Consider the following 24237-nt stretch of genomic DNA (forward strand, 5'->3'; position numbering starts at 1 on the left):
CATCGGGACAGAAGAGGCACTGACTCCGGCCGAGGCCGGGGTCTCCCCTCGAACCTCGGCCGGAAAGGCCGTCGCTCAGAACTTGATGCTGCCGATCATCCCCGCGATGTTCGTCGTCAGCTCGTTGATCGTGGGAGCGACGGTCGAGGAGGCGAGGTAGAAGCCGAGCAGCATGCAGACGATCGCATGTCCTGCCTTCAGCCCCGACTTCTTGACGAGCAGGAAGACGATGATCGCCAGCAGCACCACCGCCGAAATCGAGAGTGCCACGGCGGTTCACCTCCAAAGATCCACGAGGACGCGGGGGGTCGGACTATGGGGGCATCAAATCCGTACAGCAGCCAGCAGGTTCATACCCACTATGCGTCATTGATCATAACTATCCCTTCGCGCGCATCGATCGGCGCACGGCCGCACAAGGGGGCGCATGGCCAATATGGTCAGGGCATGACGACCGAGCCTCACTCCTTCCCCCGACGGCACGCCCGTACCCAGCGCTTCACGCTCGGCGCGCCGCGCTCGTTCACCGTGGCGCCCGACGGTTCCCGTGTCGTGTTCCTGCGCTCCGCTTCCGGTACGGACCGGGCGAATTCGCTCTGGGTCCTCGACACGGAGGAGGGCGCGGAGCGTGTGGCCGCCGACCCGCGCGCCCTGCTGGGAGGCGCGTCGGAGGACCTCTCGCCCGAAGAACGGGCGCGGCGCGAGCGCAGCCGTGAGGGTGGGGCCGGCATCGTCGGGTACGCCACCGACACGGCCGTCGAGTTGGCCTCTTTCGCCTTGTCGGGGCGGCTTTTCGCGGCGGAGCTGCGCGCGGGGACGGCGCGTGAACTGCGCGTGCCGGGACCGGTGATCGACCCGCGTCCGTCGCCCGACGGGCGGCAGGTCGCGTATGTCGCGCAGGGCGCCCTGCGGGTGGTGGGCGCCGAGGGTGAGGGCGACCGGGCGCTCGCCGAGCCGGAGTCGGAGAATGTCTCGTTCGGACTGGCCGAGTTCATCGCGGCCGAGGAGATGGGGCGTTCGCGGGGCTTCTGGTGGGCGCCGGAGTCGGACCGGCTGCTCGTGGCGCGGGTGGACGACACGCCGGTGCGGCGCTGGTGGATCGCCGACCCCGCGCATCCGGAACGGGAGCCTCAGCGGGTGCCCTACCCGGCGGCGGGCACCGCCAACGCGGAGGTGCGGCTGTTCGTGATCGGCCTGGACGGGCTGCGTACGGAGGTCGCCTGGGACCGGGCGCGTTACCCGTATCTGGCACATGTCCACTGGTCAGCGGCGGGTGCTCCACTGCTGCTCGTACAGGCGCGCGACCAGCGCAGTCAGCTGATCCTGGCCGTGGACCCGGACTCGGGCGCGACGCGGATGGTGCACGCCGACGAAGATCGAACTTGGCTGGATCTTTTCCCCGGCGTGCCGTGCTGGAGCCCCTCGGGTCAGCTGGTGCGGATCGCCGACGAGGGCGGGGCGCGGGTGCTGGCGGTCGGGGACCGGCCGCTGACGGGGGCGCAGTTGCACGTGCGGGCCGTGCTGGACGTCTCCGAGCACGACGTGCTGATCTCGGCGTCGGCGGGCGCGGAGGCCGCCGGTGAGGCCGAGACGGGCGAGGTGCACGTGTACCGGGTGAACGAGCTGGGTGTGGAGCGGGTGTCCCCGGAGCCGGGGGTGCACGCGGCGGTGCGGGCCGGGGAGGTGACGGTTCTGGTCTCGGCCGCACTGAACCGGCCAGGTTCGCTGGTGCAGGTCCTGCGCGACGGAAAACCGACCAGGACTGTCCCCTCGTACGCCGAAGATCCCGGTATGTCCCCCCGCGTGACGCTCACCGAGGGGGGCGCACGCCGCGTACCGTGCGCCGTGCTTATGCCTCGGGACTACGACGGAGACACCCCGCTGCCGGTCCTCATGGACCCGTACGGCGGTCCGCACGGCCAGCGGGTGGTCGCCGCGCACAACGCCCACCTCACGTCGCAGTGGTTCGCGGACCAGGGCTTCGCGGTCGTGGTCGCGGACGGCCGTGGCACCCCGGGGCGCTCACCCGCCTGGGAGAAGGCGGTCCACCACGACTTCACGCTGTCGCTGGACGACCAGGTGGACGCGCTGGAGGACCTCGCGAAGCGCTACCCCCTGGACCTGTCCAGGGTGGCGATCCGCGGCTGGTCCTACGGCGGCTGGCTGGCGGGCCTGGCGGTGCTGCGCCGCCCGGACGTCTTCCACGCGGGCATCGCGGGCGCGCCGGTGACGGACTGGAGCCTGTACGACACCCACTACACGGAGCGCTACCTGGGCACCCCGGCGGAGCACCCGGAGGCGTACGCGAAGAGTTCCCTGGTGACTCCCGACGGGCTGTCCTCCCCCGCCGAGCCGCAGCGCCCGCTGATGATCGTGCACGGCCTCGCCGACGACAACGTCGTGGTGGCCCACGCCCTGCGCCTGTCCTCGGCCCTGCTGGCCGCCGGCCGCCCGCACGAGGTGCTGCCGCTGTCCGGCGTCACCCACATCACCCCTCAGGAACAGGTCGCCGAGAACCTGCTGCTCCTCCAGGTCGACTTCCTGAAGCGCTCCCTGGGCATCACGACCCCCTGAACACGGCGACGGGCCGGAACGCCTCCCGGCGCCCGGCCCGTCTACGGCACCCGCACGGCCGTACGCCGACCAGCCTGACGCGTCCGTATATCGGAACCGGGTCGGCGAAGTTGCCTGCTCGTTAACGCAGTTGGCGGGGGGCTCACCGAAGGCGTGGGCCGCGGCCGCCACCGGTATCGTCGCAGTCGGCATGGGCCGAACGCGCGGGTGAACAAACGGGGTTGCCACCCGCACGACCATCGTGTTCGCTGTGCCGATGTCCGCACTTCGCATCCAGCAGCCGAGCGGCGACGCCGGCCTCGGAGACTGGCAGCACGTTCACAACGTGATCATTCCGACGCACCCGCTTTCCCTGGACGAGGTGCGGGAACGCGCCGAGCGCAACCACCTCGAAGTGGCCTACTCCGATGACGTACTCGTGGGCTGCAGCACGGTGCGCCCGCCGGCCGACGACACGCGCACAGCGACCGTGATCGCCCGGGTGCTCGCCGCTCATCGCCGCCAGGGATTCGGCACGGAGCTCTACGCGCGCGGGGTCGACCGGGCGCGGAAGCTCGGAGCGCAGACGATCGAGACGGTCGTCCTCTCCTGCAACGAGGACGGGCTGCGGTTCGCCGAGAAGCACGGGTTCGTCGAGATCGAACGGTACCTGCTGCCGGGCGACACCATCCCCTGGGTCGACCTGCGCCTCCGCTGACACCGGCACGGCCAGCCACCGCCGGCGCTCCTTTGCTTCTGCACCTTCACCTCAGAACTCCCTCAAATCGAATGCGCAGTTGAGCGCGCTCAGCCATATTGATCACGTCACATTCGTGACGACGTCCTCATGACCAGGGACCCAGGAGTTCTGCATGTCGTTCGAGACCCGGCGAGGGCTCACACTCGCCACCTTCGTCACCGCCGCAGGGGTGGCCGCAACGCTTGGCACGGCCCCCGCCCAGGCGAGTTCGATGAAGCCCGGCACCACCAGCTACGCCAAGGTCACCACAGGGGCTCAGACCATCACCTCGGGTGTCGCCGGTGTCGACCGCTCGGAAGACAAGGGGTGCTTCAGCGACAACACGTACAACGCGATAGTCACCTGGAAGCTCGGCAAGGTGACCAAGAGCAGCATCCGGGTCAAGAGCATCGATATCCGGCACTCCAACGGGCGCAAGATCTACGTCGGTAACTATGCCCTCGTCGACGACGACAAGCGTGTCTGGAACAAGGTGGCGCCCGGCGATGTGGCCAAGGGCGCCCACCACCGGAAGTACACCATCAACAAGACGCTGAAGGTCAAGAAGCACAAGGCGTACTTGATCATGAAGACGACCATCTCGTCCCGGAAGAACGAAGACGCCCTCTTCTGCGGGCAGTCGGCCTACATCTACTTCTACCTGAAGCAGAAGTAGCCGCCTTCGCACAGTAACTACCGCCCGTGCCACGACCAGGACCGAAAGGCCCCGTCGCGACACGGGCGGTAGTCACTTCTCCGACTGGTAAGACATCGCGGGATCAGACCGCGTGGACGACGTCCTTCTCCTCGGCGAAGTGGCAGGCCGACTCGTGGGCCGCCGGGGAGTCGGAACTCTGGAAGCGCTCGGGAATGGCCAGCAGCGGAACCTCCTCGGCGCACTTGTCCTGGGCCTTCCAGCAGCGGGTGCGGAAGCGGCAGCCCGAGGGCGGGTTGGCCGGGGACGGCACGTCGCCGGTCAGGATGATCCGCTCGCGGTGGTCACGGGCATCCGGGTCCGGCACGGGCACCGCCGACAGCAGCGCCTGCGTGTAGGGGTGCGTCGGGTGGTCGTAGATCTGCTCGTCGGTGCCGATCTCGGCGATCTTGCCGAGGTACATCACGCCGACGCGGTCCGAGATGTGCCGGACGATCGACAGGTCGTGCGCGATGAAGATGTAGGAGAGGTTGAACTCGTCCTGCAGCTTCTCCATCAGGTTGATGACCTGCGCCTGGACAGACACGTCCAGCGCGGAGACCGGCTCGTCGCAGATGATGATCTCGGGGTTCAGGGCCAGACCTCGCGCGATGCCGATGCGCTGGCGCTGGCCGCCCGAGAACTGGTGCGGGTAGCGGTTGATGTACTCCGGGTTGAGGCCGACGACGTCCAAGAGCTCCTGGACGCGCTTGCGCCGGTCGCCCTTCGGGGCCGCCTCGGGGTGGATCTCGAAGGGCTCCCCGATGATGTCGCCCACCGTCATACGGGGGTTGAGCGAGGTGTACGGGTCCTGGAACACCATCTGGATGTTGCGGCGGACCGCCTTCAACGCGCGGCCGGACAGCTTGGTGATGTCCTGGCCCTTGTAGAAGATCTCGCCCGCCGTAGCCCGCTCCAGGTTCATCAGGAGCTTGGCGACGGTGGACTTGCCGCAGCCCGACTCGCCCACGATGCCCAGCGTCTCACCCTGGTACAGGTCGAAGGAGACACCGTCGACGGCCTTCACCGCACCGACCTGCTTCTTGAGCAGGATGCCCTGGGTGAGCGGGAAGTGCTTGACCAGGTTGCGGACCTGGAGGATCGGCTCCCCACGCTCGACGGGCGCCTCGAGGGCGGCCACCGACTCCGACTCGGAGTGGGCGTCCACGACCTCCACATCGGAGACGTTCGGCGTGGCGTCCTGCGGCTCGTCGTTCTTGCTGAGCTCAGCCATGGAGCGTCTCCTTCCAGAAGTGGCAGGCCGAGGCGCGGCCGACGAGCTCCGTGCCGTCCTGTTCGGTGACGGGGTGCAGCGGCGGCACCTCCGTGCGGCAGATGTCCTGGGCCTTCGGGCAGCGCGGGTTGAAGGCGCATCCGGTGGGGATACGCAGCAGGTTGGGCGGCAGACCCTTGATCGCGTACAGCTCCTGGCCCTTCTGGTCCAGGCGCGGAATCGAGTCCAGCAGCCCCCTGGTGTACGGGTGCGCCGGCCGCTTGTACAACTCGTGGACCGGGGCGCGTTCCACGATCCGGCCCGCGTACATCACCGCGATCTTGTCCGCGACGTCGGCAACGACGCCGAGGTCGTGGGTGATCAGGATCAGGCCCATGTTGAACTCGCGCTGCAGATCCGCGAGCAGGTCCATGACCTGGGCCTGGACCGTCACGTCGAGGGCCGTGGTGGGCTCGTCGGCGATGATCAGGTCCGGCTCCAGGGCGAGCGCCATGGCGATCATGATGCGCTGGCGCATACCGCCCGAGAACTGGTGCGGGTAGTCGCCGACGCGGGCCGCTGCGGCCGGGATCTTCACCCGGTCCATCAGCTCGATCGCCTTGGCCTTGGCTTCCTTCTTCGACAGGCCCTGGTGGACACGGAACATCTCGCCGAGCTGGTAGCCGACGGTCAGCACCGGGTTGAGCGAGCTGAGCGCGTCCTGGAAGATCATCGCGATGCGGCGACCGCGGGTCTTGCGGCGCTCCTCGGCGGACATCTTGAGCATGTCCTGGCCTCGGAAGAGGATCTCGCCCTGCGGAATCCTCGCCGGGGGCATGTCGAGGATGCCCATGATCGCCTGTGCGGTGACCGACTTGCCGGATCCGGACTCGCCGAGCACGGCGAGCGTCTCCCCTGCGCTCACGCTGTAGTTGACGCCGTTGACGGCCTTGACGACACCCTCACGGGTGTGGAACTCGACGTGCAGGTCGCGCACTTCGAGCAGCGGGGCACCGTCGTCCCCGTCGCCACGGGGCGAGGGCACGGCAGTCGCTTCTTCGATGATGGTCACGTACGCCTCCCTCAGCGCATCTTCGGGTCGAGGGCGTTGCGGACGGCCTCACCGAGCATGATGAACGCCAGCACCGTGATGCTGAGCATGATCGACGGGTAGAGCATGATGTACTGCGCCACCCGGATCTGGTTGCCGCCGTCGGAGATGTCGTTGCCCCACGAGACGCCGGCCAGGCCGAGGCCGAGGAACGACAGCGTGGCCTCGGCGGCGATGTACACACCGAGCGAGATGGTGGCGACGACGATCACGGGGGCCACCGCGTTGGGCAGCACGTGGCGGAACAGGATACGGCGGGTTCCGGCGCCGAGCGCCTTGGCCGCCTGTACGTAGTCCGCCTGCTTGATGGTGATGACCGAACCGCGCATCACACGGGCCGTCTGCGTCCAGCCCAGGAAGGCCAGGGCGCCGATGACCACGGGGATGGAGCGGTCGGTGAAGGAGTTCAGCATCACCATCGCGCCGAGCAGGAACGGGATGCCGAAGAACATGTCGGTCACCCGCGACAACACGGCGTCGAGCCAACCGCCGAAGTAGCCGGCGAGCATGCCGACGAGGCCGCCGAACACGGTCACGACCAGGGCGGTTCCCGCGCCGACCAGCAGCGAGGCCCGCGTGCCGTAGATGGCGCGGGCGTAGACGCTACGGCCCTGGGCGTCGTAGCCCAGCCAGTCGGCCGCGAAGACGTTGCCGTAGTTCGGGTGCTGCAGGTAGTGGTTCGCCAGGTCCTTGTTGTTCGGGTCGGCGCCGGTGAACAGCCCCGGCCAGGCCGCGATGACCAGCAGAAGAAGGATCAGCACGGCCGAGACGATGAAGATCCAGTTGCTGCGCAGGTCCAGCCACGCGTCGCCCCACAGGCTGCGGGTCTTCTCCGGCTTGGACGTCGGCACGTTCGTCGCGGCGGCGACGACCGCGTCGTCGGCGGTCTTGGTCAGCTCAGGCATAACGGATCCTCGGGTCCAGGACCGCGTAGAGCAGGTCGACGATCAGGCTGGTGACGAGGTAGACGAGGACGAGGATGGTGACCAGGCCGACGAGCGTGGTGCCTTCACGGCGCACGATCGACTCGTAGATCGTGCCGCCCACGCCGTGGATGTTGAAGATGCCCTCGGTCACGATGGCACCACCCATCAGGGCACCGATGTCGGTGCCGAGGAAGGTGACGACCGGGATGAGCGAGTTGCGCATCAGGTGCACGCCGACGATGCGGCGCCGGGGCAGCCCCTTGGCGATGGCCGTACGCATGTAGTCGGCGCGCAGGTTCTCGGCGACCGAGGTACGGGTCAGACGGGCCACGTAGGCGAGCGAGGCGCAGGCCAGCACCAGGGCGGGCATGATCAGCTGGCTGAAGTCGGTGTCGTCGACGACCGACGGCTCCAGCCAGTTCAGCTGGAAGGCGAACACCGTCTGGAAGATGTAGCCGAGCACGAAGACCGGCACCGAGATGAGCAGCAGCGTCAGGAAGAGCACGGCCGTGTCGGTCGCCTTGCCCGCGCGCAGGCCCGCGACGACGCCGAGCAGGATGCCCAGGGTCGCCTCGATGGCGAAGGCCAGGCCCGCCAGACGCAGTGTCACCGGGAAGGCTTCACCCAGAATGTCGGTGACCGGGCGTCCGCTGCCGATCTGCGTGCCGAAGTCGAGGTGCAGAACGATGTTCCGCATGTAGTCCCAGTACTGGACGAGCACGGGCTTGTCGAGGCCGTACTCGTGCCGCAGGGACCGCAGGACCGCCGGGCTCGCGGCCTTGTCACCGAAGAGGCCCCGCACAGGATCGCCGGGCAGGGCGTAGACCATAAGGAAAATAAGCAGAGTCGTCCCGATGAAGACCGGGATCATCTGGAGCAGTCGTCGTGCGACGTAGCGCCCCATCGTGCCTCCATGTCAGTTCCAGCGGCAGCCGACGGGCCCTTTCCGCGCGCACCGCGAAGGATGCGCGCGGAAAGGGCCCCCCGGCCGCTGCCGTCCCTCCGGGCGCGGCGCACGAGGCGGCGCCGCACCCGGAATCGCGGGCTGTCAGCGGTTACTTCTTGACCTGAACGCCGGTCAGGATCGGGTCGCCGTCCTGGGCGTACTTGACGCCGGTGACCTTCTCCGAGTAGCCCGCGTTGACCTTGTAGTACCAGAGCGGAATGCTCGGCATGTAGTTCGGCAGGTCCTTCTCGAGCTGCTGGTACAGCGACTGGGACTCCTCGATCGACTTGGCACCGTCGGCCTTCTTGATCAGGCCGTCGATCGTCTTGTTCGAGAAGCCACTCTGGTTGCCGGACGAACCCGTGCCGAACAGGTCGCGGAGGAAGTTGGCGTTGAACGGGTAGTCGAGCACCCAGCCGGAGCGGTACATCGACTTGACTTCCTGGTTGTCACGGGCGTTGAGGTCCGCCTGGAAGTCCGCCTTGCCGTCGCCGGTGCAGGCCACGCCGGTCGCCTTGGTGATGGAGCCGCAGACCGCCTCGACCCACTCCTTGTGACCGCCGTCCACGTTGTACTGGATGGAGATCTTGTTGCCCGGGACGCCGCCGCCGTCCTTGATGAGCTGCTTCGCCTTCGCCGGGTCGTACTTGAAGATGTCGGTGCCCAGGTCCGGCTGGTAGCCGAGGACGCCCTTGGCGACCCAGCCGGTGGCCGGCTCGCGGGTGCCCTGGAGGACGGTCTTGGTGATGGTGTTGCGGTCGATCGCCATCGACAGGCCCTGCAGGACCTTCGGGTCGATGTCCTTCCACTGCTTGGTGTAGAAGGCCGGGGCGATGGTCTGGATCGAGGAGTAGGCCTGGTCCACGGCGCGGTCGCCGAGGTCGGCCTTGTAGACCGGCAGGTCACGCGGGGCGATCTGCCGCATGACGTCGAGGTTGCCGGACTTCAGGTCCTGGTAGGCCGTCTCGAGCTTGGAGTAGTTCTTGAAGATCACTCCGCCGTTCTTGGCCTTGTTCGATCCCTGGTAGTCGTCGTTGCGGGCGACCTCGATCTGCTTCTTGTGCTGCCAGCTGACGAACTTGTAGGGGCCGTTGCCCACCGGCTTCTCACCGGCGGCCTTCGGGTCCTTGTAGAAGGACTCGGGCAGCGGCGAGAAGACCTCGTAGCCCAGCTTGTACACGAAGTACGGCAGCGGGCTGTTCAGCGTGATGGTGAAGGTGCTGTCGTCGACGACCTTCAGGCCGGACATCTCGGTGGCCTTCGGCTTGCCCTTGTCGGGGGCGACGTCGGAGTAACCCTTGATGTCCGAGAACCAGAAGCTGTTGGTCTGCTTGTTGGCCGGGTTGGCGGCCCAGTTCCACGCCTTGACGAAGGACTCGGCGGTCACCGGGGTGCCGTCGTGGAACTTCCAGCCCGACTTCAGCTTGACCGTGAAGGTCTTGTTGTCCTTGGTGTCCACCGACTCGGCGTTCATCATGACGATCTTGCCGCTGGAGTCGTAGTCGACGAGCGTGGTGAACAGAGCCCGCGTCACGATGCTGCCGTTGGACTCCATGGTGTTCGCCGGCTGCAGCGGGTTCTGTGGTTCGCCGACCTCGATCGAGAACTTGCCGTTCGGGTCGACCGCTGCCTTGCCGTCGTCACCGCTGTCGCTTCCCCCACCACAGGCCGTCGCGCCCAGCGCCACAACCGCGGCTATCGCCACCCACTTGGCGCTCTTGGCACCGCGCATGGGTTCCTCCTCATGAGTCCAATGGTCCACCGCAAAGAGAGCACACGACACAGCACCGCACCGCCCGTCGCCGGTGCCGGAATTGGTCAGGTGCCCCCGCGCTCGTAAGTGGGTTCCCGCCGAAGCGTCGTGACCCGTTCATCCGAGCTCTACGCGCCTAACTATCTGCCAAACGCCAGGACCGAACCACACTCTCGAGGTCTCGGTTCGATCACAGCTCTCGCCTACATCTTCCAAAATCCGGACAAAGGGTTTGGTGAAAGATCCCTGCGAAACGGACTTGTTACACATCTATCGGTGTCGGCTGTCCGCATTCCGGACGCGAGAGTGAGATAAACCGGTTGCGACGTACCGTGGGATCCGTGCAGGGTTCCATCGGCGACTGTCGCGCGCTCAAGTGGCTTGTGCGGCAAGGCCGTTGTGCGACCCCCGAGGCCGGGGGCGCGTGGCGCTTCCGGAGCAGGGTAGTGGGAGAAAACCGCCCCTGACGGCTGTCACAGGCAAGTCGAGGGTTTTCCCTACCCTTGCCTCCGCGTTCCCCGCCCTTCAAACGACGACACCGGGCACCCCGCCTCGCGGGGTGCCCGGTGTCGTCGTATCAGCGGCAGGCGTCAGCCGTGCTTGGCGCGGCTCGCGGCGCGGGCGCGCTCGCGGGCGTCCAGGTTCACCTTGCGGATGCGCACGGCCTCCGGGGTGACCTCGACGCACTCGTCGTCCCGGCAGAACTCCAGGGACTGCTCCAGCGACAGCTTGCGCGGCGGGACGATCGACTCGGTCACGTCGGCCGTCGAGGACCGCATGTTGGTGAGCTTCTTCTCCTTGGTGATGTTGACGTCCATGTCGTCGGAGCGGGAGTTCTCGCCGACGATCATGCCCTCGTACACCTCGGTGCCCGGCTCGACGAACAACACGCCGCGCTCCTGGAGGTTGGTCATCGCGAACGCGGTGACCGCACCGGCGCGGTCGGCAACCAGGGAGCCGTTGTTACGGGTCTGGAGCGTGCCGAACCAGGGCTCGAAGCCCTCGTGGATGGAGTGGCCGATGCCGGTGCCGCGGGTCTGGGTCAGGAACTCGGTACGGAAGCCGATGAGACCGCGCGAGGGCACGACGAACTCCATGCGGACCCAGCCGGAGCCGTGGTTGGACATGTTGTCCATACGGCCCTTGCGGACGCCCATGAGCTGCGTGACGGCGCCCATGTGCTCCTCGGGCACGTCGATCGTCATGCGCTCGACGGGCTCGTAGGTCTTGCCGTCGACCTCCTTGGTGACGACCTGCGGCTTGCCGATCGTCAGCTCGAAGCCCTCGCGGCGCATCGTCTCGACCAGGATGGCCAGCGCCAGCTCACCGCGGCCCTGCACCTCCCAGGCGTCCGGCCGCTCGGTGTCGAGCACGCGGAGGCTGACGTTACCGATCAGCTCGCGGTCGAGGCGGTCCTTGACCTGGCGGGCGGTGACCTTGCGGTCCTTGACGGCCGCCTTGTTGTCGGCACCCTTGCCGGTGGCGCCACGGCCGACCAGCGGAGAGGTGTTGGTGCCGATGACCATGGAGATCGCGGGCTCGTCGACCGTGATCAGCGGAAGCGCGACCGGGTTCTCCGGGTCGGCCAGGGTCTCGCCGATCATGATGTCGGGGATACCGGCGACGGCGCAGATGTCACCGGGGCCGGCCATCTCGGCCGGCTTGCGGGTGAGCGCCTCGGTCATCATCAGCTCGGAGATACGGACGTTGCTGACGGACCCGTCGCGCTTCATCCACGCGACCGTCTGGCCCTTGCGCAGCTCGCCCTGCTCGACGCGGAGCAGCGCGATACGGCCGAGGAAGTTGTCGGCGTCCAGGTTGGTGACGTGGGCCTGGAGCGGGGCGTCCTCGTCGTAGGTCGGGGCCGGGATGTGCTCCAGGATCGTGGAGAAGAACGGCTCCAGGCTGGTGGAGTCGGACGGGACCGTGCCGTTGTCCGGCTTGGTCAGCGAGGCGATGCCGTCGCGGCCGCAGGCGTAGACGATCGGGAACTCGATCTGCTCCTCGTCGGCGTCCAGGTCGAGGAAGAGGTCGTAGGTCTCGTTGACGACCTCGTCGATCCGGGAGTCCGGGCGGTCCGTCTTGTTGATGCACAGGATGACGGGCAGGCGCTGCTGGAGGGCCTTGCGCAGCACGAAGCGGGTCTGCGGGAGCGGGCCCTCGGAGGCGTCCACGAGCAGGACGACACCGTCGACCATCGACAGACCACGCTCGACCTCGCCGCCGAAGTCGGCGTGGCCGGGGGTGTCGATGATGTTGATGGTGATGACGTCCCCCCCGTCCTTCGGGTGGTACTTCACCGCCGTGTTCTTGGCCAGGATCGTGATGCCCTTCTCACGCTCCAGGTCGTTCGAGTCCATCATGCGGTCGTCGACCGAGTCGAGCTGGTGCGCGGCGAAGGCGCCGGCCTGCTTCAGCATGCCGTCGACGATGGTGGTCTTGCCGTGGTCGACGTGGGCGACGATGGCGACGTTGCGGATGTCGTGGCGCGTGGCCATAAAAGGCGTACTCCCGGAGTAGTGAATGCCCTGCGCGTACGTCGGTGGTGCGCGGGCCCTGCCGGGCTCAACATGCCACGGCCTCACCCCATGGTACGGGGCTGCGGCCGCAGGGGTTAGCCGGGCTACGTCGATGCAGGTCAGGCCGGTTCACAGGAGCGCCGGAAGACCTCTCGGGCCAGGGCCGAGTCCGGGTGAACCCCGCAGTCGGTCAGTCCTGCGATGTCGACCGTCCAGTTGCGGGCGTGACCGGAGACGGTCCTGCCGTCCGGGCAGCGGTAGCGGAAGTCGGCCGACACCTCCCGCACCCCGGCGTACTGGACGTACTCGCCCGCCGCGCGGGGCTGGATGCGGTCGTTGTCGAGCTTCGGGGCCGGTTGCCGGACGTCGGTGAACGGCCAGGTCTCGCCGCCCGCCTCCGCGAGGGTGGGTGCGTCGGAGTCGATCTCACCGGCCTTCTTGCCGAGCGAGAAGAGGATTTCCGCGGCCGACGGGGCCGGTCCCTCGGCGCGCACCGAGGGGCTGGGGGTGTACACCCGCCGTATCGGGTTCTGCAGGGCGCCGCCGCCCTTGCCGATCCGCTCGGGGCCGGAGACACCGGTCAGTCGGTCCCGCTCGGAGAGGTGGGACCAGGTGAAGGTGCCGTCCGCACAGGCCGTCGCCACGGGCTCGTCGGTCTTACGGCCCTGGTCGGCCCCGTCCCCGCCCGCGCTCCCCGTGCACGCCCCCACCCCCGTCACCAGCACCCCGATGACCAGCCCGGCCGTGACGGCACGGCGTGTCGTGTCGCGCATGCGTCGGTCTCCGTCCCCCGCGTACGGACGCCCGGCGTCCGCACCATGATCGTGTCGGGACTCATGGTGCGGACGCCGGGCGCGGGACGGCAAGGCGTTTGAGCGTTCCCAGAGCTACGGAGCGGTGGAACCCTTCGCCGACGGTCCCGACGCCGGCTTCGCACCCTTCTTCAGGAAGCCCATGTCCTCGTAGACCGGCGTGCCGAAGCCGAAGGCGCCGGTGTTGACGAGGTTCTTGCGGGCCGCCAGGAGCTGGGGGCGCTGGAAGAGGGGGATCGAGCCGGCCGCCGCCCAGATCCGGGAGTCGGCCTTGCGGATCAGGGAGCGGGACTCGCCCTCGTCGAGGGTGGCCACGGCCTCGTCGAAGAGCTGGTCGACCTGGTCGGTGCCGACGCGGGTGTAGTTCTGCTCGACGTTCAGCGAGCCGTCGGCGGCCGGGACGGGCTTGGCGTAGACGGGCCTGGCGTCGGTGGCGGGGAACGCCGTGGCGGGCCAGGAGTACAGGGCGAGGTCGTACTGGCCGGAGGCGATGTGGTCCTTGAAGTAGGACTCGTCGGAGACCTTGGAGATCTCGGTGGTGATGCCGACGCGCTCCAGCATGCGGGAGATGCGGTCGGCGACCGTGCGCAATGTCTGGGAGCCGGGCCCGGAGGGGAGCACGAAGCGCAGCGTGAGTGCCTTGCCGTTCTTGGCGAGCGGAGCGGACTCCTGGTTCGCGGGGGCGGCGGTGCCCTTGGGGGCGTACGCCCCGGGGGCGCCGCCCACGTGCTGCCTGCCGTCCTGGGCGAGGTGCCCGGCCGGGTCGGGTCCGCGGCGCGCCTTGTCGTCCTGGCCGGTGTCGTCGGCCTTGCCGCCCTCGGGGCCGGCCGCCTTCTCCTTCTGCTTCTCCTGCTCCTTGACCGGACCGCCGCGCACCCATCCGGCGTCCGCGAGCAGCGCCTGGGCCTCCTCGGTGTCCTGGTCGCCGAGGGCGCCGCTGTTGTCGGCGTAGGCGGCCTGGCCGGACAGGGCGAGGTGGCTGCCGACCGGGACGGCGGGCAGACCCAGGGGCTTCAGGACGACCCGGGCGATGTCCTTGCGGTCCAGGGCGCGGGCGACGGCACGGCGGACGCGCTCGTCGGTGAGCGGGCCCTCGGCGCCGTTCAGGGCGAGCTGGGTGTAGGCGGGCTCCAGGGATTTGCGGACCTCGAACCCGCTGAGGGCCTGTTGCTGCCGGGCGTACGCGGTGGTCGCCTTGCGCAGCGTCTCGCGGGCGGCGGTCTCCTCGCCGGCGGCCTCCTCGCCGGAGCCGTCGGCGCGGGCCCCGGACTCCGGGGAGTCCGCGGCGGACCGGTCGGCGCCGGGGCCCATCAGCGGGCTGCCGGAGCTCTGCGGGCGGGCGGCGACGGTGATGCGGCGGGCCGCGGAGGGGTCGATCTCGGCCAGGTCCAGGTTGCCCGCGGCAAGCTCGGCGGCCCGCTTGTCGCGCGGGACGGTGCGCAGCACGATCTCGGAGAGCTTGGCCGGCTCGCCCCACCAGCGCGGGTTGCGGGCGAGGGTGATCTCCTCGTCCTTGCGGTCGACCTTCTTCACCATGAAGGGCCCGGCGGTGACCTTGAGCTTCTTGCGGGCCCCGTCGTTGAAGGCGTCCGGGGTGCCCATGACGTCCTTCGGGTACAGCGGGGAGAAGAGCGAGCGCCAGTCGGCGTAGGGGCGGCTGAAGGTGACCCGGACCTCCAGGGCGTTGTCGCCGCGCTCGATCTTCTGGATGCGGTCGTAGCCGGCGTTGCGGGCGGTCCAGTAGGCGGTGTCCTTGCCGGACAGGGCGCGCCACTGGGCGGCGAAGTCGGCGGCGCCGATCTCCCGGCCGTCGCTCCACACGGCCTGCTGGTTGAGCTTGTACAGCACGACCTGCTTGGGCTCGGTGTCGACGACCTTGGCGGACTCCAGGTAGTCCGGGTTTCGCTCCGGGCGGCCGGAGGCGTCCATGCGGAACATCGACGGCAGGACGGCCTGGGCGACGCGGGTGGTGGTGGCGTCGGCGTCCGACTGGAACGTGTTCAGCGTGTCGGGTACGGAGTCGGCGGCCCACCGCAGGGTGCCCCCGTCGGTGATCCGGTCGCGGGGGGCGGGCTGGATGTCCTGCCCGGCGAGCGGCTTGCCGGACGGGTCGTCGGAGCCGCATCCGGCGAGCGCGGGCACCGCGAGCACGCCCGCGGTGAGGAAGGCGACCGAGCGCGTGACCGCGCGCGGGCCGACGCCGTGCTGGGACATCTGTGCTACCTCCGGGAAGCCGCGGGCGTTATGATCACTTTTGGCGGTATTTGGAGTTCATCTGATGTATGCGGCCACTGAAGAGGAAAGGGTTCGGCAACACAGGGCGACACGGCGGTCACGGGCGGGAAGCCACCCGTGCGGCGCAACGCACCGCACAGTGCACCCGCACGCCTCGGCCAATCGATGCACATCCCTTCACAGCACAAGGTGTGACGCGCAACACTCGCAGGCGCATGAACGTTGCCGCCTTGGGCCACGAAGGACCCGCGGAAGTGAGGGCAAGTCATGTCCGTTCACGACGAACTGATGTCAGTCCAGCGCAGTCTCGACGAGGTGTTCCGTTCGCTGGGGCGGCTGGAGAAGCAGCTCGGCACCGGCGGCCTGGAGATGCGCCGCGTCCGTGCCGACGCCAATCACCTGCGCGAGAGCGTCGCCCTGCTGCGCGACGCCGCCGCGTCCCCGGCCGCGCCGAAGCGCCCCGAGCTGGTCACCATCTCGGACACGCCGTACGACTCCGCCCTGTGGAGCGACTCGGACGACGAGGGGCTCGGCGCCCGGGACCGGCGCGCTCCCTGACCCGGGGAGGAGTCGAGCGCGACCGGCACCTCCCCCGAACCCGACCGGAGTCGTCACGTGGCCACTGGTACGGAACCCCCTGCCACCGAACCCAGACCTGAGAGCGGCGGTGTCCGGGGCGCTGTGCGGGCCGCGATCGCCGCCCCGCACCTGCGCACCGACCGCTGGTGGCTGGCCCCGGCCGGCACCGCCGCGGGCCTGCTGGCCTTCATCGTCTACTCGACCTGGCGTGCCTTCGCCAACACCGACTACTACGCGGCGCCCTACGTCTCGCCCTTCTACTCCCCGTGCCTGGCGGAGAACTGCGAGCCGATGCGGTCCGGCCCGAACTGGGAGATCTTCGGGAGCTGGTGGGGCATCTCGCCCGCGATCATCATCCTGATCTTCCCGCTCGGCTTCCGCCTGACCTGCTACTACTACCGCAAGGCCTACTACCGGGGCTTCTGGGCGTCCCCGCCGGCCTGCGCGGTGGCCGAGCCGCACAAGAAGTACACCGGCGAGACCCGCTTCCCGCTGATCCTGCAGAACATCCACCGGTACTTCTTCTACGCCGCGCTCGTGGTCGCCGGGATCCTGACCTACGACACCGTGCTCGCCTTCCGCGACGAGACCTACGCCTGGGGCCACATGGGTCTGGGCACACTGGTGTTCCTGGTCAACATCGTGCTGATCTGGGCGTACACGATCTCCTGCCACTCCTGCCGGCACATCGTCGGCGGCAAGCTCAAGCACTTCTCCCGGCATCCCGTGCGCTACCGGATGTGGCAGTGGGCGGGGAAGCTCAACGCCCGGCACATGCAGCTCGCCTGGGCGTCGCTGGTGAGCGTGGCGCTCGCCGACTTCTACGTCTACCTGGTCGCGTCGGGCGCCTTCGACGATCCGCGCTTCTTCTAGAGGGATGGGGCCTTTTTGATGTCCGTGGTCGACCGGCAGGAGTGGGACGTCGTCGTGGTGGGCGCGGGCGGCGCGGGCCTGCGCGCCGCCATCGAGGCCCGTGAGCGGGGCGCCCGTACGGCCGTGATCTGCAAGTCGCTGTTCGGCAAGGCGCACACGGTGATGGCCGAGGGCGGCATCGCCGCGGCGATGGCCAACGCCAACGAGAACGACTCCTGGCAGGTGCACTTCCGCGACACCATGCGCGGCGGCAAGTTCCTCAACCAGTGGCGGATGGCCGAACTGCACGCCCAGGAGGCGCCGCAGCGGGTGTGGGAGCTGGAGACCTGGGGAGCGCTGTTCGACCGCACCGAGGACGGGCGGATCTCCCAGCGCAACTTCGGCGGCCACGAGTACCCGCGTCTCGCCCACGTCGGCGACCGCACGGGCCTGGAGCTGATCCGCACCCTCCAGCAGAAGATCGTCTCCCTCCAGCAGGAGGACTTCCGTGCGACCGGCGACTACGAGTCCCGGCTGAAGGTCTTCCAGGAGTGCACGGTCACACGCGTGCTCAAGACGGTGTCCGACGGCGGCTCCGCCGCGGGCGGGAAGGTCTCCGGCGTCTTCGCCTACGAGCGCGAGTCGGGCCGCTTCTTCGTGCTGGAGGCACCCGCCGTGGTGATCGCCACCGGCGGCATCGGCAAGTCCTTCAAGGTGACGTCGAACTCGTGGGAGTACACCGGCGACGGCCACGCACTGGCCCTGCTCGCGGGCGCTCCCCTGCTGAACATGGAGTTCGTGCAGTTCCACCCGACCGGCATGGTCTGGCCGCCGTCGGTGAAGGGCATCCTTGTCACCGAGTCGGTGCGCGGCGACGGCGGTGTCCTGCGCAACTCCGATGGCAAGCGGTTCATGTTCGACTACATCCCCGACGTCTTCAAGGACAAGTACGCCGAGACGGAGGAGGAGGGCGACCGCTGGTACGACGACCCCGACCACAACCGGCGCCCGCCCGAACTGCTCCCCCGTGACGAGGTCGCGCGGGCCATCAACGCCGAGGTGAAGGAGGGGCGCGGCTCCCCGCACGGGGGCGTGTTCCTCGACGTGTCGACGCGGATGCCCGCCGAGGTCATCAAGCGCCGGCTGCCGTCGATGTACCACCAGTTCAAGGAGCTGGCGGACGTCGACATCACGGCGGAGGCGATGGAGGTCGGGCCCACCTGCCACTACGTGATGGGCGGGGTCGCGGTCGATTCCGAAACGGCGGCGGCGCGCGGGGTGCCCGGGCTGTTCGCGGCCGGTGAGGTGGCCGGCGGCATGCACGGCTCCAACCGGCTCGGCGGCAACTCCCTGTCCGACCTGCTGGTGTTCGGCCGCCGGGCCGGCTGGCACGCGGCCGAGTACGCGGCGGGGACGGCCGGGGCACGGCCCGTGGTGGACGACGTCCAGATCGACTCGGCGGCCGCGGAGGCCCTGCGGCCCTTCTCGGCCGAGGCGGAGACCGAGGAGCCGGCGGGTGGCCCGCCGGAGAACCCGTACACCCTGCACCAGGAACTCCAGCAGACGATGAACGACCTGGTCGGCATCATCCGCCGCGCGCCGGAGATGGAGCAGGCCCTGGAGAAACTGGCCGGACTGCGGCTGCGGGCCCGCCGGGCCGGGGTCGAGGGGCACCGGCAGTTCAACCCCGGCTGGCACCTCGCCCTGGACCTCAGGAACATGCTGCTGGTCAGCGAGTGCGTGGCGCGGGCCGCGCTGGAGCGCACCGAGTCGCGCGGCGGGCACACCCGCGAGGACCACCCCGGGATGGACCGCGCGTGGCGCCGGATCAACCTGCTGTGCGCGCTCACCGACCCGACGGGCGGGCTGGCGGCGACGGACCCGGTCCGCGGCCAGATCGCCCTCACCCGCGAGACCACCGAACCCGTCCGTGCCGACCTGCTCGCCCTGTTCGACAAGGAGGAGCTGGTCAAGTACCTCTCCGAAGAGGAGCTCTACGAATGAGCGGCTATACGGCCCACTTCAAGGTGTGGCGCGGGGACGTGAGCGGCGGCGGCCTGGAGGACTTCGAGGTCGAGGTCAACGACGGCGAGGTGGTGCTCGACATCATCCACCGCCTCCAGGCCACCCAGGCACCCGACCTGGCCGTGCGCTGGAACTGCAAGGCCGGCAAGTGCGGTTCCTGCTCGGCGGAGATCAACGGGCGGCCGCGCCTGATGTGCATGACGCGCATGTCGGTGTTCGGCCGCGAGGAGACGATCACGGTGACGCCGCTGCGGGCGTTCCCGGTCGTCCGCGACCTGGTCACCGACGTGGGCTTCAACTACGAGAAGGCGAGGGAGGTCCCGGCCTTCGTCCCGCCGGCCGGTGTCGCTCCCGGCGAGTACCGCATGATGCAGGAGGACGTGGACCGCTCGCAGGAGTTCCGCAAGTGCATCGAGTGCTTCCTGTGCCAGGACACCTGCCATGTGGTGCGCGACCACGAGGAGAACAAGCAGGCGTTCGCCGGGCCCCGTTTCCTGATGCGGGTGGCGGAGCTGGACATGCACCCCCTGGACGCGGCGGCTGAGACGGGCCTGGACCGCAAGACCACCGCCCAGGACGAACACGGCCTCGGCTACTGCAACATCACCAAGTGCTGCACGGAGGTCTGCCCCGAGGGCATCAAGATCACGGACAATGCGCTGATCCCGCTGAAGGAGCGGGCCGTCGACCGCAAGTACGACCCGCTGGTGTGGCTGGGCTCGAAGATCCGCAGACGCTCCTCAGCAGGCTGAGCACCCGCTGACCCAGTCCTCCTCGTACGCCCGCCAGTTCTCCTCGGTCGCCGTGTAGTCGATGTACAGCGCGACACCGAAGCGGGCCCGGTCCGCGTCCGTGCGGGACAGGCCGAGACGGACGCCCCGGACCGCCGCGGGCACCGTCTCGGCGTGGCCCCAGTGGCTGACGTCGTTCTCCCAGTAGAAGGGCAGGCCCATCAGCAGGTCGGTGGAGGGCGGGGTGACCTCCAGGGCGAGGGAGGTCTGCTGGGCGACGTAGCCGCCGTAGGTGCTCTCCAGGGGCTGCGCGGTGTCGTACGACATCACGGCGATCTGGTCGACGCGGCGGGCGACCTGGCCGAAGAACTCCTGTGACCACCACTTGGGGTGGCCGGTGAGGCCGCCACGCAGGGTGTGGAGGCCGGGGAGCGGGTCGATCTGGTGGGCGGCGACGGAGAGCAGGGCGTCCCGGGAGCGGGTCTCGCGGCGCAGGGCGTCCAGGAGGCGCAGGTGGTTCCGGTCGCCGGAGTGCAGGGGTTCGAGGTCGAGGTGGACGCCGTCGTAGCCGATGTCCAGGATCCGGCGGGTGGAGCGCAGGACGGCGCTTCGCGTCGCCGGGTCCGCCAGCCGCATGCCCTCGTCGCTCTCGGTGGCCACGACGTCCCCCAGGAACGCCTGGACGCGGACGCCGGGGAGCCGGTCGTGCACGGCGTCGATGAACCAGCGCGCCCGGGGGTGGACCGACTCGGGGAGCGTGCCGTCGTGTTCCAGCGGGCCCGAGTGGACGTACAGGTCGCGGATGCCGGTGTCTCGCAGACGGCGGGCCAGGGCGGTGACGTCGGCGTCCTTCTTGCGCCCGTCCACCCAGGCGTGGCCCAGCCAGAGGGCGTCCCGGCCGCGGCTGTGGGTGCCGTCGGCCGGATCGCCCATGTAGGCGATCCTGAGGGCCGTCAGAGCGGAGAGGAGCGGGAGCAGGAGGAGCAGGAGAAGGCCGACGGCCGTGCGTCTGATCCAGCGCCGGCGTCTCGCACCGCGCTCCCGGGCGGGCGTGGACTCGCCAGCTAAGGAGTTGTCACTGCCGGTTTCCGCGATGCGCTCCATGCCGTCTCCCCCGGTCGTGCGGTTGATGTTGCCGGGGAGGACGATCAGTACCTCTGTTCGGTTGCGGGTCAGAACAGGCTCAGCAGCGCCTCCGCCGGATCCGTGAGGCTCGTGTCGCCGCCCGGCAGGGGCAGTTCGAACCAGACCGTCTTGCCCCGGGGGGTGCGGCGGGAGCCCCACGCGGCGCTGAGGAGGCCGACCAGTTGGAGGCCGCGGCCGCCCTCGTCGGTGTCGCGGGCCCGGCGGCGGCGGGGCTGGACCAGGCCGGAGTCCCAGACCTCGCAGACCAGGGTGCGGTCGAGCAGCAGGCGCAGCCGGATCTCACCCTCGCCGTAGCGCAGGGCGTTGGTGACCAGTTCACTGACCAGGAGCTCCGTGGTGTCGACCAGGGGCTCCATGCCCCAGGCGAGCAGCTGCGCACGCGCGTACTCGCGGGCCCGGCCCACGCTGCGCGGCTCGCGCGGCAGGGTCCAGTCGCCGACGGAATCCGTGGGCAGCCCCTGTACACGTGCCATCAGCAGCGCGATGTCGTCCTCGCCGTGATGGGTGTCGAGGGTGTTGAGGACGTGGTCGCAGACGTCCTCCAGCGGCTGGGTCGGGTCGGAGAGGGCGCTGACGAAGGCCTGGAGGCCCTCGTCCAGGGGGTGGTCGCGGCTTTCGACCAGGCCGTCCGTGTAGAGCGCGAGCAGGGCGCCCTCGGGGAGTTCGACCTCGACCTCCTCGAAGGGCTCCCCGCCGACCCCGAGCGGCATGCCCGGCGGCACGTCGAGCATCAGCGCCGGTTCGCCCGGTTCGACCAGGACGGGCGGCAGGTGGCCGGCGTTGGCGAAGGTGCACCGCCGGGTGACGGAGTCGTAGACGGCGTAGACGCAGGTGGCGAGGTACACCTCCGACAGGTCCGCCTCGCGGGGGCGGCGGGCCGCCCGGGTCGCCTGCTGGACCCCTCCGGGGGCGCCGAGGCCGCGGGCGATCTCGTCCAGCTGGGAGAGCACCTCCGCCGGTTCCAGGTCGAGCTGGGCCAGGGTGCGGACCGCGGTGCGGAGTTCGCCCATGGCGACGGCGGCGCGCAGGCCGCGGCCCATGACGTCGCCGACGACCAGCGCGGTGCGGTGCCCGGGCAGTTCGATGACGTCGAACCAGTCGCCGCCGACCTCGCTGGGCCGGCCGGTGTTGGCGTTGCCGGGCAGATAGCGGCAGGCGATGTCGAGGCCGGAGGCCTCCGGGTCGCCGGGCGGGAGAAGGGACCGCTGCAGTATCAACGCCCGTTCGTGCTCACGGCGGTACAGGCGGGCGTTGTCGATGCAGACCGCGGCCCTGGCGGCCAGTTCCACGGCGAGGTCGCGATCCCGGTCGCCGAACGGCTCGCTGCCCTTGGTCCGGGCGAACTGCACCAGCCCGACGACGGTGTCGTGGGCGACCATCGGCACGGCGAGCGTGGACTGCACGAGCCCGCCGTCCCCGCCGGGGACGGTCTGGGGCCGGGCGGTGCGCAGGGCGTCCGCGCAGGGCGAGTTGAACGGGTAGTGGTGGACGGCGCCGACCGCGACGGGCACACCGGTGCCGGCGAAGGGCTCGTCGGAGACGGCGCTGGCGAAGGCCACGCGGCGCAACTCGGCACTGCCGTCGGCCAGCCCGGGCGGCGTCTCGTCACCGACCAGCAGACCCTGGTAGAGGTCGACCGTGGCCAGGTCGCAGAAGCCGGGGACGACGACGTCGAGGAGCTGACGGGCCGTGGTCTCCAGGTCGAGGGAGTTGCCGATACGGGCACCGGCCTCGTTCAGCAGGGCCAGATTGCGCCGGGCCGCGGCGGCCTCGCGTGCGGCGGCGCGCCGGGCGGTGATGTCGATCCCGAGCCAGGCGATGCCGATGGGACGGCCCGAACCGCTGTGCACGCGGTAGAGGTTGACGGACCAGTGGCGGCGCTCGTCGGACCCCGGCACGAAGCCGGTGACGTGCATGTCGGTGATGGAACTGCCGGTCTCCAGCACCCGCCGCAGGGTGGCCGCGACCCGGTCGGCCTCGCCGCGCTGGAGGTAGTCGTGCACACCCTTGCCGCGGTGGTCGTCGACGTCGCCGCCGAAGATCGACGCAAACCGCTGGTTGACGCGACGGACCCTCAGATCGGGGTCGATCAGGAGGAATCCGAAGGGCGATTGACTGAAAATGGCCTGCGAGGCGGCGAGGTCGGTCTCGATGCTGCGCAGGGTGCGCACGTCGACGACGATGCAGACGGCGGCCTTCTCACCGTCCTCGGTGCGCGTCGGCATGACGTACACCTCGGCGAGTCCCTCGTGGCCGCACTCCCCCTTGACGCCCTTCGGCAACCGGAAGGGCACCACGCCGGTCCACTCGCGGCCGTCGAGGATCTCGGTCATCTTGCGCATGCCGCGCTCGCGATGGCGCGGGTCGATGAACGCCTCGATGGGGTCCATTCCCACGGCGCGGCCGGCGGGGATGCCGAAGAGGTGCTCGGCGCGCAGGCTCCACTGGTCCACCAGGCCGTCGGGTCCGATGGAGAAGGACGCGACCTTGATGTAGTCGTAGATGGAACCGGGGGGACTGCTCTGCCACATGGCGTCCCCGGATCGCACCCCGTCGGCGGCGAGCGCACCTCCCACCGCGGAGGCAAGGCCGTCGGCCGGCCTCGACCCCGCGCCCTCCGACGGGTCCTCGGACTCCGTGGCCTTCGCTGGTATCTCGCTCACGCGAACCGTCCCCTCCAGCTCACCGCGTCCGGCACCGGTCACCGGGGGCGGCTGCCCGCAGTATCCAGCACTACGGTGCCGCACAACACGGTGTTCACGATCACAGCACGGTCCCGATGGTTTTCGGTCCGGACCGTGACAACACTTCCAGTCTTCTAACCAGGGGACACGGCGTCGAATCCCGTGCACCGGCAACCGCCACCGGCCTGAACCAGCCGCTCTACAGCGGCGGGACGTACGTACACCGGATTTTCACTCCGGCACCGCGAGTTCGAACCACACCGTCTTGCCCGCGGCGCCGGGTCTGGTGCCCCAGCGGCGGGAGGCGGAGGCCACCAGGTGCAGTCCGCGGCCGCTCTCGTCCTCCGGGCGGGCGGCGCGCTCGCGGGGCGGGTCCGGCAGTGGGTCGGACACCTCCACCAGGAGGGCGCCGTCCAGGCCGGAGTGGCGTACCAGGCGCACCCCGATGGGGCCCGTGGCGTGCCGCAGGGCGTTGGTGACCAGCTCGCTGACCAGCAGTGCCGCGAGGTCCGCGAGGCTGTCGAGGCCCCAGTCGCGCAGTCGGCCGCGCACTGCCTGGCGAGCGGTGCGCACGGCGCCCGGTTCGGCGGGAAAGGTCCAGTCGGCGCAGTCGTCCTCGGTGTCGATCACGCCGATCACTTCCCAGGCAGGAGCCTCACCCATGTCCGGTTTCATGGGGTTAATGGGCACATACCCGATATTCGGGTTGAAGTATCGCG

At 69.4% G+C, this 24237-nt stretch carries 19 protein-coding genes and 1 tRNA gene; 8 read left to right on the plus strand and 12 right to left on the minus strand.

Going from position 1 to position 24237, the window contains the following annotated elements:
• Positions 1–75: 75 nt before the first annotated feature.
• Entirely contained in the window at positions 76–270 is a 195-nt protein-coding gene (locus AB0937_RS15115) for a hypothetical protein (RefSeq protein WP_031103282.1), read from the minus strand.
• Between the two features lie 177 nt (positions 271–447).
• Here AB0937_RS15115 and AB0937_RS15120 point away from each other — a divergent pair, with 177 nt between their 5' ends.
• The 3 genes from AB0937_RS15120 (at position 448) to AB0937_RS15130 (ending at position 3968) form a co-directional block, all read left to right on the plus strand.
• Positions 448–2574 (plus strand): prolyl oligopeptidase family serine peptidase, encoded by a 2127-nt coding sequence (locus AB0937_RS15120; protein WP_366712003.1) that lies wholly within the window; start codon positions 448–450, stop codon positions 2572–2574.
• Positions 2575–2830: 256 nt separating this feature from the next.
• Positions 2831–3271, plus strand: coding sequence for a GNAT family N-acetyltransferase (locus AB0937_RS15125; protein WP_366712005.1), 441 nt, complete (start codon positions 2831–2833; stop codon positions 3269–3271).
• 154 nt (positions 3272–3425) lie between these two features.
• Positions 3426–3968, plus strand: coding sequence for a hypothetical protein (locus AB0937_RS15130; RefSeq protein WP_366712006.1), 543 nt, complete (start codon positions 3426–3428; stop codon positions 3966–3968).
• 103 nt (positions 3969–4071) lie between these two features.
• Here the strand turns inward: AB0937_RS15130 and AB0937_RS15135 are convergent, their stop codons facing one another.
• The 8 genes from AB0937_RS15135 to AB0937_RS15170 form a co-directional block, all read right to left on the minus strand.
• Positions 4072–5220, minus strand: coding sequence for a dipeptide ABC transporter ATP-binding protein (locus tag AB0937_RS15135; protein ID WP_366712007.1), 1149 nt, complete (start codon positions 5218–5220; stop codon positions 4072–4074).
• On the minus strand, positions 5213–6271 hold the full coding sequence (locus AB0937_RS15140) for an ABC transporter ATP-binding protein (RefSeq protein ID WP_366712008.1): 1059 nt from the start codon (positions 6269–6271) through the stop codon (positions 5213–5215). Before AB0937_RS15140 ends, AB0937_RS15135 begins: the two co-directional genes overlap by 8 nt.
• An 11-nt stretch (positions 6272–6282) precedes the next feature.
• Complete coding sequence (locus AB0937_RS15145) at positions 6283–7215, minus strand: ABC transporter permease (protein ID WP_366712010.1); 933 nt, start codon at positions 7213–7215, stop codon at positions 6283–6285.
• Positions 7208–8140: an ABC transporter permease gene (locus tag AB0937_RS15150; protein WP_366712011.1), complete on the minus strand. Its 933-nt coding sequence runs from the start codon at positions 8138–8140 to the stop codon at positions 7208–7210. The genes AB0937_RS15145 and AB0937_RS15150 overlap by 8 nt, the downstream gene beginning before the upstream one ends.
• A 151-nt stretch (positions 8141–8291) precedes the next feature.
• Positions 8292–9914 (minus strand): ABC transporter substrate-binding protein, encoded by a 1623-nt coding sequence (locus tag AB0937_RS15155; protein ID WP_366712012.1) that lies wholly within the window; start codon positions 9912–9914, stop codon positions 8292–8294.
• A gap of 611 nt (positions 9915–10525) precedes the next feature.
• A complete protein-coding gene (gene typA, locus AB0937_RS15160) occupies positions 10526–12433 on the minus strand; it encodes a translational GTPase TypA (RefSeq protein WP_366712013.1) in 1908 nt (635 codons plus the stop codon).
• Positions 12434–12573: 140 nt separating this feature from the next.
• Positions 12574–13227 carry a hypothetical protein gene (locus AB0937_RS15165; RefSeq protein ID WP_366712014.1) on the minus strand — a complete coding sequence of 218 codons (654 nt, stop codon included), beginning with the start codon at positions 13225–13227 and terminating at the stop codon, positions 12574–12576.
• A gap of 114 nt (positions 13228–13341) precedes the next feature.
• Positions 13342–15480 carry an ABC transporter family substrate-binding protein gene (locus tag AB0937_RS15170; protein ID WP_366712015.1) on the minus strand — a complete coding sequence of 713 codons (2139 nt, stop codon included), beginning with the start codon at positions 15478–15480 and terminating at the stop codon, positions 13342–13344.
• 288 nt (positions 15481–15768) lie between these two features.
• Here AB0937_RS15170 and AB0937_RS15175 point away from each other — a divergent pair, with 288 nt between their 5' ends.
• The 4 genes from AB0937_RS15175 to AB0937_RS15190 are packed head-to-tail and all read left to right on the plus strand — an operon-like array spanning position 15769 to position 19709.
• Positions 15769–16059, plus strand: coding sequence for a hypothetical protein (locus AB0937_RS15175; protein WP_234846170.1), 291 nt, complete (start codon positions 15769–15771; stop codon positions 16057–16059).
• A gap of 57 nt (positions 16060–16116) precedes the next feature.
• Positions 16117–16953 carry a hypothetical protein gene (locus AB0937_RS15180; protein WP_366712016.1) on the plus strand — a complete coding sequence of 279 codons (837 nt, stop codon included), beginning with the start codon at positions 16117–16119 and terminating at the stop codon, positions 16951–16953.
• An 18-nt stretch (positions 16954–16971) separates the two neighbouring features.
• The gene (locus tag AB0937_RS15185; RefSeq protein ID WP_366712018.1) at positions 16972–18936 is read left to right on the plus strand and encodes a fumarate reductase/succinate dehydrogenase flavoprotein subunit; all 1965 of its coding nucleotides are present in this window, start codon (positions 16972–16974) and stop codon (positions 18934–18936) included.
• On the plus strand, positions 18933–19709 hold the full coding sequence (locus AB0937_RS15190; RefSeq protein ID WP_366712019.1) for a succinate dehydrogenase/fumarate reductase iron-sulfur subunit: 777 nt from the start codon (positions 18933–18935) through the stop codon (positions 19707–19709). The genes AB0937_RS15185 and AB0937_RS15190 overlap by 4 nt, the downstream gene beginning before the upstream one ends.
• Here the strand turns inward: AB0937_RS15190 and AB0937_RS15195 are convergent.
• Together AB0937_RS15195 and AB0937_RS15200 are read right to left on the minus strand one after the other, a co-directional pair.
• Entirely contained in the window at positions 19698–20792 is a 1095-nt protein-coding gene (locus tag AB0937_RS15195; RefSeq protein WP_366712020.1) for a glycosyl hydrolase family 18 protein, read from the minus strand. The genes AB0937_RS15190 and AB0937_RS15195 overlap by 12 nt on opposite strands.
• Before the next feature lie 68 nt (positions 20793–20860).
• Positions 20861–23497: a SpoIIE family protein phosphatase gene (locus AB0937_RS15200; protein ID WP_366712021.1), complete on the minus strand. Its 2637-nt coding sequence runs from the start codon at positions 23495–23497 to the stop codon at positions 20861–20863.
• 214 nt (positions 23498–23711) lie between these two features.
• Between AB0937_RS15200 and AB0937_RS15205 the strand changes: the two genes are divergently transcribed.
• Positions 23712–23795 (plus strand) — tRNA-Glu (locus AB0937_RS15205).
• Here the strand turns inward: AB0937_RS15205 and AB0937_RS15210 are convergent.
• Positions 23750–24193 (minus strand): ATP-binding protein, encoded by a 444-nt coding sequence (locus AB0937_RS15210; RefSeq protein ID WP_366712181.1) that lies wholly within the window; start codon positions 24191–24193, stop codon positions 23750–23752. The two genes, AB0937_RS15205 and AB0937_RS15210, sit on opposite strands and share 46 nt — an antisense overlap.
• Positions 24194–24237 lie beyond the last annotated feature (44 nt).

This window comes from Streptomyces sp. NPDC047880 (genome assembly GCF_040706515.1).
GTDB lineage: Bacteria > Actinomycetota > Actinomycetes > Streptomycetales > Streptomycetaceae > Streptomyces.

Coding starts and splice junctions, on each gene's coding strand:
- AB0937_RS15210 (WP_366712181.1), bottom strand. CDS start 24,193: ATGAAACCGGACATGGGTGAGGCTCCTGCCTGGGAAGTGATCGGCGTG.
- AB0937_RS15135 (WP_366712007.1), bottom strand. CDS start 5,220: ATGGCTGAGCTCAGCAAGAACGACGAGCCGCAGGACGCCACGCCGAAC.
- AB0937_RS15170 (WP_366712015.1), bottom strand. CDS start 15,480: ATGTCCCAGCACGGCGTCGGCCCGCGCGCGGTCACGCGCTCGGTCGCC.
- AB0937_RS15195 (WP_366712020.1), bottom strand. CDS start 20,792: ATGGAGCGCATCGCGGAAACCGGCAGTGACAACTCCTTAGCTGGCGAG.
- AB0937_RS15150 (WP_366712011.1), bottom strand. CDS start 8,140: ATGGGGCGCTACGTCGCACGACGACTGCTCCAGATGATCCCGGTCTTC.
- AB0937_RS15145 (WP_366712010.1), bottom strand. CDS start 7,215: ATGCCTGAGCTGACCAAGACCGCCGACGACGCGGTCGTCGCCGCCGCG.
- AB0937_RS15190 (WP_366712019.1), top strand. CDS start 18,933: ATGAGCGGCTATACGGCCCACTTCAAGGTGTGGCGCGGGGACGTGAGC.
- AB0937_RS15165 (WP_366712014.1), bottom strand. CDS start 13,227: ATGCGCGACACGACACGCCGTGCCGTCACGGCCGGGCTGGTCATCGGG.
- AB0937_RS15125 (WP_366712005.1), top strand. CDS start 2,831: ATGTCCGCACTTCGCATCCAGCAGCCGAGCGGCGACGCCGGCCTCGGA.
- AB0937_RS15155 (WP_366712012.1), bottom strand. CDS start 9,914: ATGCGCGGTGCCAAGAGCGCCAAGTGGGTGGCGATAGCCGCGGTTGTG.
- AB0937_RS15185 (WP_366712018.1), top strand. CDS start 16,972: ATGTCCGTGGTCGACCGGCAGGAGTGGGACGTCGTCGTGGTGGGCGCG.
- AB0937_RS15130 (WP_366712006.1), top strand. CDS start 3,426: ATGTCGTTCGAGACCCGGCGAGGGCTCACACTCGCCACCTTCGTCACC.
- AB0937_RS15120 (WP_366712003.1), top strand. CDS start 448: ATGACGACCGAGCCTCACTCCTTCCCCCGACGGCACGCCCGTACCCAG.
- AB0937_RS15175 (WP_234846170.1), top strand. CDS start 15,769: ATGTCCGTTCACGACGAACTGATGTCAGTCCAGCGCAGTCTCGACGAG.
- typA (WP_366712013.1), bottom strand. CDS start 12,433: ATGGCCACGCGCCACGACATCCGCAACGTCGCCATCGTCGCCCACGTC.